Here is an 18,296-nt window from a genome sequence, read left to right as displayed (position 1 = left end):
TGTTTCGTGTCGATCTGAGCCATCACGCCTCCCCCATCTGCACGCGGCGGGCCACGGCGCAGTCGTACGCGGCGGCCAGCAGGGCGCCGGCTTTAGCCAGGCTGCGCAACTCGTCGTCATTGGGCCGGAACGAATCGAGTTCCCAGGGCCAGTAGGACTCCGGGGAATCGGCGCCGACACCCTGGCCGTCGGCGGCCGACAGCTGGTCCTGAGCCTGCACGGTGTACGCGAGTGCGGCATCGATGAGGACCTGCGGGCGCAGGTGCGCGTCGTACTCGCGGGTGTAGCCCTCGTCGGTCTGCTGGCGTGCTCGCTCGGCCGCGATCGCGTCGACGCCACTGATGTTGGTGGCTGTGTGAGTGCTCATTGGTCCTCCAGTGCGGCGGCCAGCGCAGCGAACGCGTCATCGCTCGCAGTGCGGATGTATTGCCAATGCACACAGCGACTTCCGCCGTGTTCGATCAGATGCTGGTGCAGCGTGCCGTTGAGCGTGGCCTGCCGGATGCTCTCCCGGTTGGGGTAGCGCACCCGCGCGATCACTCCGTCCTTCTCCAGTGCACGCAGGTGCGGGTACACCGCGGTCGCCGTCGGCGGGGCGGTAAGACGATGAGGCCCGTCGCCGCGGCAGTCGACGATGTTGTGGCCGGTCCTCTCGGCGTACGCATGCACCGTGGCGCACAGGCCAAGGCAGCTGTATTCGACCCACGGAAGTCCCGACAGCTCGGCCAGCTGCGGCGTCATCAGCGGCACATCGGACTCGCGCAGGGCCGTTGCCAGCTGATCGCGTAGGGCCACCGTGTGCGCGGCCGCGGTGCGGCTCATTGCGCCACCGCCAACGCTCCGGCCGTCAGGGCAGCCCCGCCCGACACGTCCTGGCGGGATGGGCTCGTGGCAGTGGTGATGGTGCGGGCAATCTCGTTGGCCACGATGTGCGGCGCCTCGTGCAGCAGCATGTGTCCCGCTGCCGGCAGGTGCCGGTGGGTGGCGCCGGCGATACCGTCGGCCAGGTCCCGCGCATGGGCAGGCGGTGTCAGCAGGTCCGCGCCGCCACTGATGACGGTGGTCCGGGCCGTGATCGTGGGCAGCACGCTGTACGCGTCGTAGGACTTCAAGCTGGGCAGGAACCCCACCGCGGTGGTCAGCGGTGTGGTGTACACGGCGTTGGCCACCGTCGCGGTGAGGGTGTCGCGGTCGGCGTCGCACAGGCCGCACACCCTGCCGACGGTGCGGCACACCGGACGTACCAGCGTCCGGACCGCCTTGTCGCCGTGGTGGGTGTGCTCGACAACCTCCGCGAGCGCACCCAGCAGCGGCAGACCGAGCAGGCGGCCGGCGCCCCGCTCGGCCAGACGACCGGCCGCGGTCCCGACCAACACGAGCGCATCAGGGTCCACAGGCCGCCAGCTCGTCGGCAGCTGCAGGTATTCCAGCAGCGCCATCCCACCCATCGAATGGCCCACCAGGGTGCAGGTCCCGCGCCCCCCGATCCCGGCGAGCACGGTGGCCACGTCGCGGCCGAGCTGGGCGATGGTGTAGCTGGCCATCGCCGCTGAGCCCGAATGTCCATGACCGCGGTGATCGACGGCAACCATCCGCACCGCATCGCCAAAACGGCGTCGCAGCAACGTGATCTGCGGCGTGAAGGCCAGCTTGCTCAAGCACAGCCCGTGCCAGAAATACACCGTGTGTTCGGCATCGGCGGAGCCGTACTCCTCCACGGCTAAACCCACCCCGTCAGCGGTGGTGATCGTGTGCCGGCGCACCTGCAGATCGGCGGCCATGTCAACGGCCCACCGGAACTACAGCGCACACCGAAGGCTTGTCAAAGGTTGATTCGGAGAACAACATCGCACGCTTCTTTCTCAAAGACCGTGGCGTTCAGGCGGTTTTCGCGGGGAGGGCGCGGGAGCGGGCGTTGCGGGAACCGCCACCGAAACTGCGGGCGCTCACCAGAATCGGCTTGCCCGGAACACGACGGTTCTTGTTGTAGCGCAACATGATCGCGGTTGCGGTCCGCACACCGGCGGTACCGGTAAGACCCATCGCCTCCTCCAAGGCCGCGACATGCGACTTCAACGACCGCGGGGTCACATCAAACAACGTGTCGATCAGCCGATGCGGATCGATCCGATCACGCAGGTGGTGCTGAATCAGCCCGACAGCATGCACAATCGGCGCGTCGAACGAATCGACATCCCGGTCCCACACCTCGACGATCAGCTTGAGCGTTTCGCCGACCAATTTGGCGCCCCCGAGGGCCGCCAGCTTCTCCAGCGTGGCGGTGCACCGCACGTTGCCGGCCCGCGGGGCCGGATCGATCCGCAGACCCAATCCGGTCACGACGTTCTCGATCGCCACCACCAACGGGTCACCGCTGGCCTTGCGGGCCCGCCAGTGATCCCACGTCGAGGGCCGCCGGCGCTCACGGTTGAGCCGATCGAACAACCGCGCCTCGTCCGCCACCGACAGGCCTTCATGGATGCTGGCCACCAGCAGAGACGCAGGCTCCCGCAGCAGGGCAGCCTGCCACCGGTGCTGTCCGTCGATGACGGCGAACCGGGGCCGCACACCCTCGCCGCGATCGCTGACCTCGATCACCCCGGCCAGTCGGCGATCCCAGTGCGCGGCGTAGTACCGCGCCCGGGCCAGGTCCACCGGCCGCTGGTAGCTCTCGTCGACAAACATGTCCTCGACGGCGATCGCGTCGATGTAGGCGCCGGCGATCGCGGCTGAGGCGGTCGCACCCACCGCGGCGTTCATGCCGCACCCCGCTCGTCATCATCGACACCGACACCCTCTGCGGGGTAGGCGGCGGCACCCTGGCGGACCATCCGGGCCCGCTCGTTCGCGGTCAGTGCTCCCCACACCCCGCGGTCCTGCAGCCCTTTAGTCAGCCCGTAGGTCCGGCACTGAGCCAGCACAGGGCAGTAGGTGCACACGGCCTTGCAGTCGGCCTGCATCGTGGTGCTGCGTGTAGTCCAGTCCAATTCAGGAAACGAACCGCACGCACCGCGGTAGATGAAATCCTTGAGCTCGACCTCCGGCTGCGGGGGCGGCGGGCACGGCAACCCCAGATAGCGGGTCACTGACCGGGTGGTGACCCGAAGGTGGTCGGCGATCACATCGATCGACTGACCCCGCTCATTCATCCGGTGGGCCGCGATCCGGTTAGCGATCCACCGCGCCTCCGACTTCGACTGTCCAACAAGAGTGTTCATGCGTTTTTCCTCACAACATTCGAGTCACGAAGCTGCTGATACGCGTCAGCGACTTCTGCGATACCGAGCCGGTCGAGGGCCGCGGGAACGTCGCCGGCGCTGATCGCGGCGCGCGGTTCCCCCTCGGTGGGCTTGGCGGTAATGCCCAGCCGCGTCATCACCGCGGTGAGCGTCAACATCATCGGCGTGTTGGGGCACGCCACTTTCAAACCTTGCTTGTTGAAGGTGCCGGCGGCATGGACCGCGCCGCGGCTGATGCCCAGCGCAGCGCCTATCCCCTGCCCGAACACCCACCGGCCATCCCGAAAGCCGTAGGGGCCCAACACCATTTGCGGGTTGGTGACCACGATGACGCCGCCGTCTTTACCCACCTCGGCAAGTTCGACGTCCGCTTTGGGCAACACCCCGTAGGCCCACATGGCGGTCGACCCATCCTCGAACGTGATCCGCATCTGGTTTGCGGAGCGCTCCACGGTGGGGGTGAACGCCAGCAGGGCGGCGATGTGACGGTTACGAACCGCCTCGTCGTCCCGAGACGCCTTGCACAGATGCAACCGTGCCGCGCTGGCCACACCGGAAAACCCGGTCTGCCGCGGCCGCCGGCGCACCGGGGCGGTGCTGTCGGCGATCATGCCGACACCCCCAGGTCCTGCGCGGGCCGCGCCGCGGTACCGGCGATGAGCTCCAGGCGCTGCATCGCCGCAGCCCAGGCCTTGCTGTTACCACTCGACCGCTCGGGAACCCAGACGCCGGCATACATGCCGGCCTGTTCTTCGTTGGCCACCGCCTCGGCGGCGCAGTCACGCCGGACCGGGCAGCGCTGGCACATCCGCTCCAGATGCACCCGCACGGCGAGCGCCGGCTTGCGGTCGGCCTTCCACAACTCCGGAGCATCAGGAGTCTCCAGGAAGCAGATCGCCCGCCGCTGCCACTGCGACCCGGTCACGGTGATCATCGGCCCGACACCGCCAATGCCGCACGGGCACTCGTGGTTTCGGCGATGAACCGCACCGAGGCGGCTCCGACCCGCGCGGCGAGCTCGCGGGCCGGGTCGTCGAACCGGACCGCCGACCAGAGCGCGTCGAATTCACGCTTGAGGAACCCGATCCCCTCATGACTCGAGGCCAGCGCCCGTCCCCGCGGGCCGACCAGCGGCCCCACCAGGTGCACCTCGTCCGCGGCGATGCGGCCGCGCTGCAAGGGGTCCGGCGAGTGCTCGTACAGATCGGCGATCAGCCGCAGGGCCATCGCGCCGACCTGGGCAGCTTCCTTCTGGGCGAGCCCAATGTGGTTTGCGCGGACCTCGTCCCACACCTCGTCGATCTCTTCGGCCAGGACCATGGCGCCCTCTTCGAGGCTGAGCCAGGTTCGCGGGAATACGACCAGGCTGCGGGCGTATTCGTCCCAGATCGCGTTTTCGGCGTGACCGTGACGGGCGTCGGGATCGCTGGCGGTGCAGGCCGCGGCGATCAGATGGGGGATCCTCATGCCGGCACCGCCCACGCCGTCTGCAGGCACTGCCTGCAGGCCTCGTCACCGTGCACGCAGGGGTCCCCGCACACCAGGCACGAACCGGTGCACGAACGGCACGCCATCTGCCCGTCGACGCGGACCGGCTCGACCGGCTCCTTGCCGCACATGGGGCACTCGTCGAACGTCGCTCGCCGGCGCCAGCTATCAGGGGCAGAAATCGGCGCGATCGACGAACCGCCGTTGCTGCGAACACTGTTCGCGCAGTTCTGGGCCGTAGAAAGAACATTTAAGGCCGGAACACTTGATTCAGGTGAGGCGTAGCCTCTACCCTGAGATTGACCGAGCAAAGTCATCTCTCCTTAATTGGGGAGACCCGGACGCGAAGTTCGCGCTTCCCGTCCAACCCCTTTGGAGTGGCCCCCTCACGGGGGCTTCTCTGCTTTCTGGGGTAAGGGTCACCGCTATGCAGATGTGCTGAATGTGGGCCGCGGTCGGCGGCCGCGGCGTCAAAGCTGCAGGGCTATCACCACCCCGCGAAACCTGTACGCGCCGGCCATGATCAGCTCACCCGGCCTTCGCCGGTGACGGTGTCGCCGATCAGTTCTGCCACCAAACGCCGCTGGTTCTTGTCCAGCCGTGAAAGGTGTTTGGCCAATGCCGACGCCTCGGTGTGATCGGTGGGCATGTTGCCCGGGTAGAGCACCAGGTCCCGTTCGCCGTCAGCGTTCGGAACCTCGGCGACGAACCCACCGCGAGCGATCGGATCGCCGCAGCCGTAGAGCTTCCAGCCGTGCCGTTTGAGGGCCTGAGCCCACCAGTAGGCCATCCGCACGCCTCGGTCGGGCTGGGTGAGCCATCCGGGGATGAAGTCGGTGCACTGCCGCACCGGGGCCGGGGTAACGATCAGGCCCTGCTGGCCGAGCAGCTTGATGATCGAGAACAGCTCGGCGGTCCAGCCCAGCGCGCCCAGGCGCCAGATCGCCTCGGCGATCAGTGACGGAAGGTCGCTCGGCAGCGCGGCGGCGATGTCGGCGCGGCGCACCACAGTCACCGACTGGTACGAGGCCAGGCGCACGGTCACAGTCGCGGCCTTGGCGGCGATGTCGAAGCGGACGGCGGTCAAGATGTCGCCGCGGCTGCGCAGGTCGCGTGCCCACCAGTACAGCGGGCGCAGGCCCTCGGTGGGTTGGGCGTTCGTCGAGACAGCCGAGATGGTGTCGTAGCGGGGCTCGAAACCGGCCAGTTCCGGCATCACGGGCATCGGACGCTGCGGCAACAGATGTGGCAACTTCACCGAATCCCTCCTCATCATGCGGTCCTGCCGATACCATACTCTAAACTAAGACGAAAAAGTAAGACACCAACATTGACAGATTTGAGGGGCGTTCGGTGAACCTGTCTGACTATGACCCGATCCGCAGGCCGCGCATGACGCGCCGAGTCCTGCGCGGATTCAGCGCAGAGGCCTTCGCCGAGGCCCGCCGCAACACCAACATCAGCGTGGCCGACCTGGCCCGCATGACCGCCGTCTCCCAGGCCTCCCTCTTCAACTGGGAGCGTGGCAAGGGAACCCCGCAAATCGACCTGCTGGCCCGTGTCATGGCCTACCTCAAGACCCCCATCGAGCAGGTCGTCAAAGTGCCCGTCGGCGAGCGCTACCCCGGAGACTGGCGCGTCATTCGAGGCATGACCCAGCCCGAACTGGCCGCCGCGGCCGGCATCGCCACCAGCACCCTCAAAGGCATCGAACGTGCCGACTCCGCGCTCACCGACGCCAACGCGACCACCCTTGCCGGCCTGCTGGGCATCAGTCCTGCGGAGTACCGGGCCGCCTACGAACGGGCTCGCCAACGCCCGCCCGGAACGACCGCGTAGCCCATAACGGAACTCCAGCAAACTCAATGAGCTGGAAAACCGCAGGAAGGTACGAATTCCGCTACCACAGCCAACGTGTACAGGGGCATGGTCCGGCGCGCCAAAAAGGCCGCCAAAAGCCCAGTTAGCGCGTGGATTCACCCCCATAACTCCTCCCATTGCTCAACGGTAAACCCTCCCAAGGGGAGGTCCTGACACCAAAATTCCAACAGGCAGGCAAGGGAAAGTCACGAAAGTTGGCAAAGGCAATTCCGACAGCCAAACCATAACGATTCGATAACGATTGCCTGGTGGCGCGCCGAACGCACCGGCGCCAACCCAACACCCCTACTTGTCGGCCCCACCCGGCAAGCTGAACCCATGACCGCCAGTGACTACGTCGTCGTCGATGTCGAAACCTCCGGCACCGACCCCCAAACCGACCGGGTCCTGAGCATCGCCGCCCTCACCCTGCGCCCTGACGGCACCATCGACCGCACCCTGCACACCCTGCTCAACCCCGGCGTCGACCCCGGGCCGACCAACATCCACGGCCTCACCCCCGCGATGCTCGCCGGTCAACCCGACTACCCCACCATCGCCCCGGCCCTCGCCGACCTCCTGCGCGGCCGAATCCTGGTGGCCCACAACGTCGCTTTCGACTACGCGTTCCTGGCCGCCGAAGCCCGCCGCAGCACCACCGAACTACCTGTGACCACCGCCCTATGCACCGTCGAACTCGCCCGAAGCCTCAACCTCGGCACCAACAGCCTCAGCCTGGCCGCCCTGGCCCACTACTGGGGCATCACCCAAACCAACCCCCACGACGCACTCGACGACGCCCGCGTCCTGGCCGCCATCCTGCGCCACGCACTGACCGCCGCCGCGCACCGCAACATCGCGCTGCCCCTGCGCGCGCCACACACCCTCGCCACACCGGTCTTTTCCACCGCTCGCCACGCGGCCTAGCACCACCAGAGCGCAGAAAACCGTTGCTACGCAAGACATTGGCCACCGTGTCCGACTCCGGCGTTACCGTCGGCCGATGCAGGACATCCACCCACAGTCTCAGCGGAACCACCCGGTTCTGCTGATCGCCAGCCGCGCGGCCTCCGCGATGGCCATCGGCCTGTGCGCGGCCCTTCCCGCTACCGGCATCGCCTTCCTGATCGCACTGACCGCCAGCTGCATCAGCACCCACGGCTGCGAAACACCCACCGTCGTCGACACCTTGGTGCCCGTCGTTGCCATCGCCGTCTGGACCACCACCACCCTGGCCGCCGGCTCACGACAGCTCCTGGCCGCCCGGTCCGCCGACCATCACCGCACACCGAAAGGGCTCCGACCATGACCATCACCCTGTCCGACGAAAACCGCGGCCTCTACGCCAAATACATCGTCACCAAGGCCGACGGAACCCCCGTGCCCGGGCCGCTGTTCATCCTGCGCTACGGCAAGGACCCCCACGCCCGCGTCGCGCTGGCCGCCTACGCCGACTCCTGCGAAGCCACCCACCCCGAGCTGGGCATCGACCTGCGTGCCCAGCTGGCCAAGCTCCGTATGTCGGCCAACGGCACCGACTGCCGCAACGCAAACCCCGACATCTGGCGAATGACATTCGCCAACCACATCGAGGCGGGTATTCGCTTCGCGGACCTCGCCGGCGACGACTTGAACACGGCCCGAGGATTCGACCGCGACCTCACCCGCGCATTCAGCGTCTACCTCAACAGCACCGAGTCCGACCGCGAACGGCAATTCCTGGTGCAGATCATCACCATTGCCGCCCGCGCCTACGCCTTCTACGTGCAGCTCGACCACAAAGAGATGGCAGGGCTGACCTACCGCATGATGTCCGACCTCGGTGGCCTCTCCGACGTGCTCGCCCGCCGCTGAACCAACCCCCTCTGTACGAAAGGCCTCCATGTACCGCCTCCCCATCACCCTCACCGCCGCCGCGGCCGCAGCGCTCGCCCTCACAGGCTGCGCCGCCGGGCCCGCCCAGCACGGCTTCCAGGTGATGAAGGCCGCCGGCAGCCAAACCGCACCCACGCCGGCGGGCGGGCAGCTCGCCGTGGGGCCCGGCCCCACCAACTACACCGTGCAGCCCCAACCCCCGGCCGGCAGCTGCCACTACCGCTACACCCCTGCCGGCGAACCACTACCGGACCCGCGCTGCACCCCCGGCGCCATCAGCCCCAAGGTCACCCAGGACACCCTCGCCCACACCGTGTGCCGCGCCGGCTACACCAAGTCGATCCGGCCGCCCGTGGAAATCACCCGCGCCGAAAAGCGCGCGAACGCCCAAAGTTATTCATTCACAGGCGATATGGCCGACGCCGAATACGACCACCTGGTCAGCCTGGTCCTCGGCGGCGACCCCAACGACCCCCGCAACCTCTGGGTCGAGCCGCCCAGCCCCGGCCACAAGCCCAAAGACGGTGTGAACAACCCGAAAGACATCGTCGAAAACAAGCTGTCCGCGGCGGTCTGCTCCGGCCGCGTCCCCCTAGCCGACGCCCAGACCGCGATCGCCACCGACTGGACCACCGCCCTCGACCGACTGGGCGTGCGATGACCACGACCCGGCCAACCCGACCAATCGGATCGAAAGACGTTCTCTGATGCGCGAATCCGCCCCACTCGTCAAGGTCCTCGCGGGCAGCACGGTCCTGCTCGCCTTGATCACAGCGCTACCCAAGATATTCGCCGAGGCGGTCAAAGGTTCTGCCGATGCCCCGGCGGCACCCGCGCCACCCGCCCAGCCCGTCGACATGACCAGGGTGGCCATCGTCGGCGTCATCGTCCTCGCCCTCATCGTCGGCGGCGCCACGATCTACGTGCTCCGCCGCCGCCACACCGCCCGCGCCATCGAGCAGCGCACCGAGCAGTCCCGCCTGGCCACCCAAACCGAACTGTGGCAACAAGGCGTCGAGACACTGACCAAGACCAGCGAAGCCCTGATGAACTTCGAGACCGACCCCGAGTCGGTCTACTTCACCCGCCCGCTCCTCGCCGACGTCAACGAACCGGCCACCGCCGCGTTCTACACCGCCTACGACATTGCGCTGAACCTGCGCACAGAGACCACCCCCGCAGACAGCGACATCATCATCAAGTTCGTCGACGCCGCCACCGCCGCCCAACGGGCCTTCGGCAAGGCCGACGAAAACGCCCGCCGCAAAGCACGATTGGGCATCAGCCACGGCGACCAGTGGCTCACCCCCGACGAACGCCGAAAGATCGGCCAGGCCCAGAAACTGATGCGCCAGGCCCACGATCCCGCGGTGACCGAAGCGGCCGCCCGCAACGCCCTGACCAAGGCGCTGAGCCTGCTCGACGCTGCCGGTGTCATCGTTCCCGAACGACTCACCGCCAACGTCACCAAGAGCATCGCCGGCATCCATCGCCGAGCCCTGACCAGCTGACCCACCAACGAACAGGACCACACCGATGCTCCGCGTAGCGCACGCCAGTCACACCGGCACCCTGTACCTCGTCGATCTGCGACCCCCCGAAGGCATCATCGAACTGGTCCGCGACACCCAGCTGGAAACCTGCACCACCGCCGACCGCATCGTGTTCTGGTTCACCCGCAGCACCAACCGCGCCTTCATGCGCCCCAACGCCGTGGCCACCGAGCTCCTGCTGGTCACAACCGAATTCACCGCCCGCGACGTTCCCATCTTGCGCGGGAACATCGTCATCACTGGCCGCGACGGCGCCGGCGAACCCGCCGCTTTGACCACCCACCAGCTCGACATGCTCAAACACCCGCTCCTGAGCAACCGCCAGAAACACACCCTGCAGCGCCGATTCGCCCGCGACCTCCGAATCCAGCGTCGCCAAGCGATCGCCGAGAACGCCGAAGCGATCCGTCGAGCCCAACAACCCTGGACCAACCCCCAAACCTGATGGCTACCAACCTGAGCACCCACGCCCATGACCTCGCGAAGGCACTGCTCGCCACTGCTCTACCCACCCGCTGGGCACACACCATCGGGGTCGCGACCACCGCCCGCCAGCTCGCGACGACCCTGGACCCCGACAACGCCGACCGGATCGAAGCCGCCGCCTGGCTGCACGACATCGGCTACGCACCCACCCTCGTGCACACCGGATTTCACCCCATCGACGGCGCCGCATACCTCCAGCGCACCGCACCCACCCTCCTCGAGATCACCAGCCTCGTCGCCCACCACACCGGCGCCCACTTCGAGGCCCGCCAGCGCGGCCTGGCCGCCGAGCTCGCCCGCTACCCATACCCCACCGCCGGTATCGACCTGGCGCTCCTCAACTGCGCCGACCTATGCACCGGACCCCACGGCGACCCCGTCGATCCCGATGCCCGCCTCACCGAAGTGCTGCACCGCTACCCACCCGGGCACCCCGTACACCAGGCGATCACCATCACCGGGCCACTGCTGTGCGCCCAAGCCGCCCTGGTGCTCGATTCCGCTAGCCGCGCCACCTACCCGAGATGAAAGACTGAAATGCCTGATCGCACTACCAAATACAACGCCGCCACCGGGCTGACGTAGGGAGGCGGGGATGGAATCACGAGATTACGCACTCGGCACCTTCGGCATATGCCGGCGCTGCGGTACGGCGATCATTCTGTCTTCCAGGCCTATCGACCCCAACGATGGCGCCGACGTGTGGCTGCATTTCGGCGTCGGCCCCAACCACTACGGCAGACCGAAGCCGAGCCTGCGTGACGCTGTGACAACCCAGTAACTCGTCGAGTAACTCGTGCGCCACTGCACACGCGTTAGACCTCTACCCCGAAACCTCGAAAGAGCCCTCGTCGGTGTAGTCAGTCTCGTCCAAATCCCATTCCTGGCCACCACAATCGAGCACGACATCATGCTCACAATCAGGGCACCTGAACGCTGACATCATCCCGACCAGGTGGCGGCCGCCCTGTAAACGTGCCCGGCCGATCGCCCTCGGCGCAGTCGACGCATCCGTCCACACCCGACCCGTACAGATCAGCCGCGGCCGCGTACTACCGCATGTTCCGCATCGAGCTGGCTTTTTCGGCGGCGGGCAGATGAACATGCGGCCGGTGTCGTCCCAGTCGCCCCATTCGACGACCAGCCCATCCCAGCGCGGCGGCAGATCGTGCTCACGCGGCCACAACTCAAACCCGAGCTGATCCCCACCGGCCGGCACGACCGTCTACTCCGAGTCCGCGGCTGCGATCGCCGCGGGATTGCGCTGCTCCAGCGCCGGCACCCGCGACAAGTGGTCCCACGACGCCGGCACGGTCGTGAGCTTGCTCATCTCACGGGTGATCGCCCCAATCAGACTGGGCCACATCGGTTTCGGTGTCGAAGGGTCAGCCAACTGGGCGGTCAGCGCATGTAGCCGCCGCAGCGCCGCCCGCTCGGTCGGACTACGGTCAGACAGCCCGATTGCCAGGGCGTGATCGTTGGCTTCGCCCCACGCCATCAATGCCGCTTCCGCGGCCTGCTCCGCCTCATCGAGTTCGGCGTCCGTGGAGGACTTCCCAAGTCTCTCGGCCAGGGTCCGCAGCTCATACAGCGCTGACCGGTAGGCCGCGGTCTGCTCCACGGCCGGGTCGCGCAGCAACGGCTTGGTGAGGTAGTAGGCATCCAAATCCATTTCGTACGAGAGCCATTCGGCGTCCAACTGGGCCAGGGCCGCCTGTACCCCGGCGATCGTGACCGCCCGCTTCTGCCGCCTTCCGGCCAGCTCATCCGTGTCGATCTCCGGCGCGACTGCGACTGGCCCCGGCACCCACAACGATCGCCGCGGTGCACGACTCGATGACACGGCCCGCACCACCTGGCGGCACAGGAACGCGCCCGCGGCTAACGTCGCCGCAGACGCCGGCCCCGGCGGGCCAACGACACTGGAAAACTGCCCTGCCAGCAGATCGCCGGCATCAAGGCCGGCGTGGTGCGCCCACACACCGAGCTGCCGCACGCTGAGCTCACCGGTGGCCACCGTGAGGTCCCGTGTCACGTACGCCATTCCGTAGAGCATCAGCGCCACCGTGTTGAGCCACATCACCACCCACAGCCCGGCGCTGATCGGCCACCAGTACACCTGCTGCCACGTGTACCCGTAGCGCGGGATCGCGATTTCGCGCATGGGGTCCGCCGGAACCTGCCGGCCCGCTTCCCTCGCCCGAGCTCGCTGCCTGCCATTGCCCCGACCGAAGACCGCGTCGAAAACCTCGGCAGGGGACTGAATCTGCTCCATGGCCTCATGATGCCCGCTCGGTGCGACACCATCGCCAAAGTCTGACCACCCCCGACTAGCACCGAAAACACGAACGCTAGGTCGTGTCCAAACCGCGAGGCACCATCTGGCACATGCGATTCATCGGAACCCCAAGGGCTACCCGCGGCCACGCCCCCACCCCGGGAGATGCCCGATGATCCACACCACCGTCTGCTTCGAGGCCCGCTGCGACGAATGCGACGCCGGGTTCGGCGGCTGCGAAGACGACAGCGTCATCGTCCACTACCCCGACGCCAAAAGACTCGAGGACGACCTCACCGCCAACGACTGGACAGTCACCGGAACCAGAGTGCTGTGCCCCGAGTGTCAAAGCCATATCGGCTGCATCCTCGTCGGCCACGACTGGACGCCCTGGCAATCCCTCCAACACCTGTCCCTACCGGGCCAGATGCGCAGCTGCAAGCACTGCAGCACAACCGAATTCGACCCACCCGTACAACCCACCACGGACGAACCCCACGACAGATTCACCCACGTGCCGTGAGCACCACGAGGAAACACCATGAGCATCCACCCGATCACGCAGCGCGTCCGAAACAACATCGTCCGCGTCTTGTCCGACGCCTACCCCCAGGCTCTGTCCACACGAGAAGTGTTGGCGCAGTTGACCAAACAGTACGGCTGCAACCACACGTTCCGCCGCGACCACGACAAGACACGCTTCGTCCCGACCTCCCTCCCCAAGGGCTGCACAGCACCGCCCGAATCCGATTGCACCCACGCGTGCTGGTACAGCCAGGCCTATCCGGGTCTGCGTTCCCTGGCCAACCAGGGCAGTGTGGAATGGATCATCCGGTACGGCCCGAACCGCGGCGCCTACTGGCGGTATCAGCCCGACCCTGACCCCGACGTCACCGACCACCCCGGACCCGACGCTGCCGGCGCAACACACGGACCTGAATTGGACGTCCCGCCCTACTGCGGCGAGATCGTCGACCTCGACGCACCCCGCCAAGACACCGCCGGCGGACAACTAATCGATGCCCACAGCCGCTTCACCACACCGCCCCGTCCTCAGCAGCCGCGCTGCCGTGACTGCGGCGAACCCGGAATCCACTACGTCATGCCCCACGTCGATCACCGCCGCCGCAAGCCCTGGCCCCAGCCATACTGGCTCTGCGCCGCCCACGGCGACTCAATGCCCGGGGCGCAACAGTGACCGCCGCGGGCAATCCGATCCCGGCCGGCACACGGACATGACTTTCGGGCCAGCGCGCCGAAACACCGAGAGGCTCAAAACATCTGCTCACCTTCCATAGGAGCTCCCCATGTCCAGTGTCCGTAACGACCCCGCCTATCCGTGCACCAGCCCGCCCCCGATCAGACCCTGGAGCGGATTCGACATCCACCGCGAAACCGACTGCGCCATAGCGACGCGGATAATCGCCGAACTCCTGGCCGATGACCGATGGCACATACCCGACGAGCTCGCCGATGAGCTCAACTACGAACTCGACTTCGATGCCGAGCGCACGCGAAAACTGCTCACCCTCATCCAATCCCACGGCGACATCAGAAGAGACAACGTAGGCAACTACCGCATCACCACACGTTGGCGCAGGTACCCACACCACCACGGCACCGAAGACGCATGAGAGTTCAACGCGGCAGGCGCCTGCGGACGGTACCTGAGCTCGGCCACTACGAAACCCACGTCGGCGCACTCAACTCCACCCACATCGGACGCTCCATCGCCGTGCACACCGGCGAGGCAGTCGTTGCCGGCCGACTGCATTCGGTGTACGAATCCGCCCTCATGGGCAAGGCCAGACTGGTCGTGACCATCTGGTGTGGCGGCACCGTCGGTGGTCTCCAACTCGGACTGCACCCGTCGCACCCCGTAACCGTCCTGCCCCGCGACCACAAGCTCACCCTCAGCATCACACCGAAAACCCAGGACTCCTAGTGACTCTGCTCACCTGCCCGAGATTGCTGGTGGCGGGGCCGGTGATGGTTGACCGTGTGGCCTGTTCGGCTGAGCGTCCAGCTAACGGGCTGTGCCCAGCACCGAGACGCCATGCAGCGGCACGCCATGTCCGGGCAGCAGATGTTGGACGGGCAACGCGCGCAAGCGTTGTGCGGTGCGCGCGGCCGCGGCGGCGTCCACGATGTCGGGAGCCCAACGTGGGTGCCCGTTCATCGTGATGACTGCATCACCGGACAATAGGGTGCCAGAGTCGTTATGCCAGAGCGCGATACCGTCGTCGGTGTGGCCGGGTGTGGTGATGACGGTCCATGCCGATGCTCCAGGTACCGGCGCGCCATCGTCGAGCGTGCTGGTCGGTTCTGGCCCTGGCCACAGCATTCCGCGTGAGGTTCCGAAACCTACTGTCGCGCAGGCGGTGACGTAACCGACTGCGGCCTTGGCGTCGAACGGCTGCCCGAACAACAGCGGCCATGTGCGGGCGAGTTGGGTGATGCTGGGTGTGCGGGGTGCGGCGCTGCCTGAGATGTAGGAGTGCGTGGTGGCGGCGATGTGGATGTGGGACCCGTAGCGGGTTGCGATCGCCGGTGCGCCGCTGAGGTGATCGGGATGGCCGTGGGTCGCGGTCACGGCGACCGGGTGGCCTAGCAGCAGTGGTTCAAGGTCGTCGACGATCTTTGGCATGAAGGCGTCGACCACAACGACGTTCCCGTCGTCGCCGTCGATGAGGTAGCAGTTGAAGCACCATCGCGATACCCGTGTCACGGGTGAGTCCGGTATCCGCTGAACGATCGGATCGGCCACGTCGCCCCCCTTCATTTCTGGTTGCAGGCTACTGGCGGACAGCGACCGCTCGGCGGCGACTAGATGACGTCTTATTGCAGCGCTGGTGGGGCGGTGATGTCGCGCGGCTGGCGCTCGTCGTGTTCGCCGGCGAAGTGGAGCACCGACACAGTGGCCTCGGTCCGGCGTGGGCGCTGCGCGCGTTCGATGTTGAGATATCACGCGTTGCGATCGGCAACGATGCCCGCATACCGACTGTTTATCCGTTGTCCCACTCGTAGTGGACGTTGGCGAAGTCGCACCGCAGCAGATCGTCGGGGCTGATGGTGAACCGGCCGGTACCCAGGTCACCCCAGAGGATGCGCCACCGCGAAAGAGGCTCTGGAGGATCCGAGTCGAGCTGGAACAGAAGCACATGCCCCTCGGGGATGCTCCGGGCCTGGTTGAAATTCGGGTAACCCCCGATGCGGTGTCCACGAATGCCCCCGAACACCGCATCAGCGGCCGGTCGCTGAGACACAATCCTGCCCGCCACACCGAACTCGGCCGCCGGGTCCACCAAGGGTGTGAATTCCTCAACCGGCCACGGTGATCGATACCGGGACGTGCGCGGTGTCGGCGGCCGCCAGGGCGGCAGATCACCGGGATCACGGGCCCAGTCTTCCGCCACGGTCGGGTGGTAGAGCACGGTGCAGTCGGACACATCAGGCATGGTGCTGATGAAGAACTGCAGCAGCCCCGACTCCGGATACCCCAGAAGATTCGGCAGGTCGGAAAAGTTCAGCTGCGCGATGAACGACAAGGGGTTGCCGTGTTCGTCAAGTGGGTGTTCCTGGGGCTGCACGAGATACGGCGTCCCACCGACCTTGGACGCCCACGGAACTGGGGGTGGTTGGTCGGTCAGCACGAGCTCCACAGAGGACCGATCGATGGCTGCCGTCATGGATTCCTTAAGTTCGTAGTTGCAGTTACTTCGTATTGCTGAGCGTTACGTTGGGCTGTGACCCGGGTGGGTCGGGTATGGCTGCCATGGTGGTGCCGGCCCTGGTGGTGCGGCTTGAAAGGACTGGCCGCCCGGCCTGCCTGGACTTCCTCGGGCCGCTGATTGAGATCTGCGATGTGATCGCTTGTTTAAGGAAATGCCGGCGAGGTCGTCCTTGGGGATTCTGTTGGCAGACAAGCGAAAAGAGGTCCGGTGACCGAAAAGCAAATGTGGGCTGGGATCGACGTCGGCAAAGAACATCACTGGGTGTGCGTCGTGGACAGCAACGGCAACATGGTGTTCTCGCGCAAGGTGGTCAACGACGAGCGCACGATCGGCGACCTGGTCGCCGAAATCGACACGCTTGCCGGTGAGGTGTCCTGGACAGTGGACTTGAGCAACGTGTACGCCGCCCTGGTGCTCACGGTGCTGGCCGATGCAGGCAAGACGGTGCGATACCTTGCGGGCCGGCAGGTGTGGCAAGCATCGGCCACCTACCGCGGTGGTGAGTCCAAGACCGATGCCAAAGACGCCCGGGTGATTGCCGATCAATCCCGGATGCGCGGTGCGGACCTGCCGGTCCTGCGTCCCGGCGATGACCTGATCACCGAACTGCGCATGCTCACCGCCCACCGCGCCGATCTGGTGGCCGACCGCACCCGCACCATCAACCGCCTGCGCCAACAACTGCTGGCCGTATGCCCGGCACTCGAACGCGTCGCCGAACTGACCCAAGACCGGGGTTGGGCGGTACTGCTGGCGCACTACCAGCGGCCGAAAGCGATTCGCCGAACCGGTGTTTCGCGGCTGACCAAGGTGCTGGCGGCGGCCGGGGTGCGCAACGCCGCCACGATCGCGGCTGCCGCGGTAACTGCTGCCAAGGCCCAGACCGTCCGCCTGCCAGGTGAGGATGTGGGTGCCGGATTGGTCGCCGAGTTGGCCCAGGGGGTGATGAACCTCGATGAGCGCATCAAACACACCGACGCGGACATCGAGGAACGATTTCGCCGCCATCCGCTCGCTGAGGTGATCACCAGCCTGCCCGGCATGGGCTTTCGGCTCGGCGCCGAATTCCTTGCCGTGGTCGGCGATCCCGCATTGCTGGAATCGCCTGACCAACTCGCTGCCTGGGCCGGATTGGCGCCGGTATCCAAAGATTCCGGAAAACGCACCGGCCGGCTGCACACGCCCAAGCGCTACAGCCGACGGCTGCGCCGGGTGATGTACATGTCCGCGCTGACCGCGATCCGCTGCGATCCCACGTCGAAGGCGTACTACCAGCGCAAACGAGACCAAGGCAAACGCGCCATCCCTGCCACCATCTGCCTGGCCCGCCGACGCGTCAACGTCCTCTACGCCCTCATCCGTGACAACCGGACCTGGCACCCCGACACGCCCCAAATCGCCACGGCGGCGGCTTGACACGGTCATTGAGAGTCCTTTCGTCGAGCACCCAGCTCGCTGCAAGCTGATGCTACGGGCGCAGAAGTGTCGCTATGTCCAGCCCTGCTCGGTAAGTTCGACACGAACATCGTGGGCCGCAATACCCGCCTGGTACATCGCTTCCCAGGTGTCTCGGTCGAGCCAGACGCTGACGGCATCGTCGCCGCGCTGGAGTTTCAGGAAGATCGGCGGGCCGTAGGCATTGCTGGCGGTCGGCTTGACGGTCACGGTCGCCGGCACGGCCTTGTCATCGGTGTACGACCACGAATCGTCCTCGGGTGCCTCGACGCCTGGGGCGTCAACGCTCTTCACATCGGAAACCGCAAGTGTGCGTGAGTGTTTCATC

26 protein-coding genes are annotated in these 18,296 nt (G+C 66.6%); 13 read left to right on the top strand and 13 right to left on the bottom strand.

Annotated features, from left to right (window positions below):
- Window positions 1-22: 22 nt before the first annotated feature.
- From VXD91_RS16980 to VXD91_RS16940, 9 genes are all read right to left on the bottom strand, one after another.
- Window positions 23-367: a hypothetical protein gene (locus VXD91_RS16980; RefSeq protein ID WP_293020504.1), complete on the bottom strand. Its 345-nt coding sequence runs from the start codon at window positions 365-367 to the stop codon at window positions 23-25.
- Entirely contained in the window at window positions 364-822 is a 459-nt protein-coding gene (locus VXD91_RS16975) for a hypothetical protein (RefSeq protein WP_293020505.1), read from the bottom strand. The genes VXD91_RS16980 and VXD91_RS16975 overlap by 4 nt, the downstream gene beginning before the upstream one ends.
- Window positions 819-1,781, bottom strand: coding sequence for an alpha/beta hydrolase (locus VXD91_RS16970; RefSeq protein ID WP_293020507.1), 963 nt, complete (start codon window positions 1,779-1,781; stop codon window positions 819-821). The genes VXD91_RS16975 and VXD91_RS16970 overlap by 4 nt, the downstream gene beginning before the upstream one ends.
- 97 nt (window positions 1,782-1,878) lie before the next feature.
- Entirely contained in the window at window positions 1,879-2,760 is an 882-nt protein-coding gene (locus VXD91_RS16965) for a DUF6551 family protein (RefSeq protein ID WP_293020509.1), read from the bottom strand.
- Window positions 2,757-3,218 carry a WhiB family transcriptional regulator gene (locus VXD91_RS16960; RefSeq protein WP_293020511.1) on the bottom strand — a complete coding sequence of 154 codons (462 nt, stop codon included), beginning with the start codon at window positions 3,216-3,218 and terminating at the stop codon, window positions 2,757-2,759. Before VXD91_RS16960 ends, VXD91_RS16965 begins: the two co-directional genes overlap by 4 nt.
- Window positions 3,215-3,850, bottom strand: coding sequence for a hypothetical protein (locus VXD91_RS16955; RefSeq protein ID WP_293020513.1), 636 nt, complete (start codon window positions 3,848-3,850; stop codon window positions 3,215-3,217). Before VXD91_RS16955 ends, VXD91_RS16960 begins: the two co-directional genes overlap by 4 nt.
- Window positions 3,847-4,173 (bottom strand): WhiB family transcriptional regulator, encoded by a 327-nt coding sequence (locus VXD91_RS16950; RefSeq protein WP_293020515.1) that lies wholly within the window; start codon window positions 4,171-4,173, stop codon window positions 3,847-3,849. Before VXD91_RS16950 ends, VXD91_RS16955 begins: the two co-directional genes overlap by 4 nt.
- Window positions 4,170-4,706 (bottom strand): hypothetical protein, encoded by a 537-nt coding sequence (locus VXD91_RS16945; protein WP_293020517.1) that lies wholly within the window; start codon window positions 4,704-4,706, stop codon window positions 4,170-4,172. Before VXD91_RS16945 ends, VXD91_RS16950 begins: the two co-directional genes overlap by 4 nt.
- Window positions 4,707-5,250: 544 nt before the next feature.
- Entirely contained in the window at window positions 5,251-5,985 is a 735-nt protein-coding gene (locus tag VXD91_RS16940) for a hypothetical protein (RefSeq protein WP_293020519.1), read from the bottom strand.
- A 95-nt stretch (window positions 5,986-6,080) separates the two neighbouring features.
- Between VXD91_RS16940 and VXD91_RS16935 the strand changes: the two genes are divergently transcribed.
- The 8 genes from VXD91_RS16935 to VXD91_RS16900 all read left to right on the top strand — a co-directional run bounded on the left by VXD91_RS16935 (window position 6,081) and on the right by VXD91_RS16900 (window position 11,029).
- Window positions 6,081-6,566: a helix-turn-helix transcriptional regulator gene (locus VXD91_RS16935; protein ID WP_293020521.1), complete on the top strand. Its 486-nt coding sequence runs from the start codon at window positions 6,081-6,083 to the stop codon at window positions 6,564-6,566.
- A 360-nt stretch (window positions 6,567-6,926) separates the two neighbouring features.
- Complete coding sequence (locus VXD91_RS16930) at window positions 6,927-7,514, top strand: exonuclease domain-containing protein (RefSeq protein ID WP_293020523.1); 588 nt, start codon at window positions 6,927-6,929, stop codon at window positions 7,512-7,514.
- Between the two features lie 76 nt (window positions 7,515-7,590).
- Window positions 7,591-7,896 carry a hypothetical protein gene (locus VXD91_RS16925; protein WP_293020525.1) on the top strand — a complete coding sequence of 102 codons (306 nt, stop codon included), beginning with the start codon at window positions 7,591-7,593 and terminating at the stop codon, window positions 7,894-7,896.
- The gene (locus tag VXD91_RS16920; RefSeq protein ID WP_293020527.1) at window positions 7,893-8,441 is read left to right on the top strand and encodes a hypothetical protein; all 549 of its coding nucleotides are present in this window, start codon (window positions 7,893-7,895) and stop codon (window positions 8,439-8,441) included. Before VXD91_RS16925 ends, VXD91_RS16920 begins: the two co-directional genes overlap by 4 nt.
- 28 nt (window positions 8,442-8,469) lie before the next feature.
- Window positions 8,470-9,123 carry a hypothetical protein gene (locus VXD91_RS16915; RefSeq protein ID WP_293020529.1) on the top strand — a complete coding sequence of 218 codons (654 nt, stop codon included), beginning with the start codon at window positions 8,470-8,472 and terminating at the stop codon, window positions 9,121-9,123.
- Window positions 9,124-9,169: 46 nt separating this feature from the next.
- The gene (locus VXD91_RS16910) at window positions 9,170-9,973 is read left to right on the top strand and encodes a hypothetical protein (RefSeq protein WP_293020531.1); all 804 of its coding nucleotides are present in this window, start codon (window positions 9,170-9,172) and stop codon (window positions 9,971-9,973) included.
- 25 nt (window positions 9,974-9,998) lie between these two features.
- Window positions 9,999-10,460 (top strand): hypothetical protein, encoded by a 462-nt coding sequence (locus tag VXD91_RS16905; protein WP_293020533.1) that lies wholly within the window; start codon window positions 9,999-10,001, stop codon window positions 10,458-10,460.
- Entirely contained in the window at window positions 10,460-11,029 is a 570-nt protein-coding gene (locus tag VXD91_RS16900; RefSeq protein ID WP_293020535.1) for an HD domain-containing protein, read from the top strand. Before VXD91_RS16905 ends, VXD91_RS16900 begins: the two co-directional genes overlap by 1 nt.
- Window positions 11,030-11,726: 697 nt before the next feature.
- Here the strand turns inward: VXD91_RS16900 and VXD91_RS16895 are convergent.
- Window positions 11,727-12,776 carry a hypothetical protein gene (locus tag VXD91_RS16895; protein WP_293020537.1) on the bottom strand — a complete coding sequence of 350 codons (1,050 nt, stop codon included), beginning with the start codon at window positions 12,774-12,776 and terminating at the stop codon, window positions 11,727-11,729.
- A gap of 175 nt (window positions 12,777-12,951) precedes the next feature.
- Here VXD91_RS16895 and VXD91_RS16890 point away from each other — a divergent pair, with 175 nt between their 5' ends.
- The 4 genes from VXD91_RS16890 to VXD91_RS16875 all read left to right on the top strand — a co-directional run bounded on the left by VXD91_RS16890 (window position 12,952) and on the right by VXD91_RS16875 (window position 14,724).
- The gene (locus tag VXD91_RS16890; protein ID WP_293020539.1) at window positions 12,952-13,302 is read left to right on the top strand and encodes a hypothetical protein; all 351 of its coding nucleotides are present in this window, start codon (window positions 12,952-12,954) and stop codon (window positions 13,300-13,302) included.
- An 18-nt stretch (window positions 13,303-13,320) separates the two neighbouring features.
- Complete coding sequence (locus VXD91_RS16885) at window positions 13,321-13,977, top strand: hypothetical protein (protein ID WP_293020541.1); 657 nt, start codon at window positions 13,321-13,323, stop codon at window positions 13,975-13,977.
- A gap of 109 nt (window positions 13,978-14,086) precedes the next feature.
- Window positions 14,087-14,413, top strand: a complete 327-nt coding sequence (locus VXD91_RS16880; RefSeq protein WP_293020543.1) for a hypothetical protein — start codon at window positions 14,087-14,089, stop codon at window positions 14,411-14,413.
- Entirely contained in the window at window positions 14,410-14,724 is a 315-nt protein-coding gene (locus VXD91_RS16875) for a hypothetical protein (RefSeq protein ID WP_293020545.1), read from the top strand. The genes VXD91_RS16880 and VXD91_RS16875 overlap by 4 nt, the downstream gene beginning before the upstream one ends.
- 81 nt (window positions 14,725-14,805) lie before the next feature.
- Here the strand turns inward: VXD91_RS16875 and VXD91_RS16870 are convergent, their stop codons facing one another.
- Both VXD91_RS16870 and VXD91_RS16865 read right to left on the bottom strand, forming a co-directional pair.
- Complete coding sequence (locus VXD91_RS16870; protein WP_293020547.1) at window positions 14,806-15,546, bottom strand: MBL fold metallo-hydrolase; 741 nt, start codon at window positions 15,544-15,546, stop codon at window positions 14,806-14,808.
- A gap of 238 nt (window positions 15,547-15,784) precedes the next feature.
- A complete protein-coding gene (locus VXD91_RS16865; protein ID WP_293020548.1) occupies window positions 15,785-16,468 on the bottom strand; it encodes a YwqG family protein in 684 nt (227 codons plus the stop codon).
- Window positions 16,469-16,720: 252 nt separating this feature from the next.
- Here VXD91_RS16865 and VXD91_RS16860 point away from each other — a divergent pair, with 252 nt between their 5' ends.
- A complete protein-coding gene (locus tag VXD91_RS16860; protein ID WP_061001507.1) occupies window positions 16,721-17,929 on the top strand; it encodes an IS110 family transposase in 1,209 nt (402 codons plus the stop codon).
- A gap of 72 nt (window positions 17,930-18,001) precedes the next feature.
- Here the strand turns inward: VXD91_RS16860 and VXD91_RS16855 are convergent, their stop codons facing one another.
- Window positions 18,002-18,295 carry a hypothetical protein gene (locus VXD91_RS16855; RefSeq protein ID WP_293017027.1) on the bottom strand — a complete coding sequence of 98 codons (294 nt, stop codon included), beginning with the start codon at window positions 18,293-18,295 and terminating at the stop codon, window positions 18,002-18,004.
- Window position 18,296: the final 1 nt, after the last annotated feature.

The sequence above is a fragment of the Mycobacterium sp. SM3041 genome, from assembly GCF_039668335.1.
GTDB lineage: Bacteria > Actinomycetota > Actinomycetes > Mycobacteriales > Mycobacteriaceae > Mycobacterium.
Note: the sequence above shows the minus strand (reverse complement) of the source record. Positions and strands in the feature narration are given on the sequence as shown.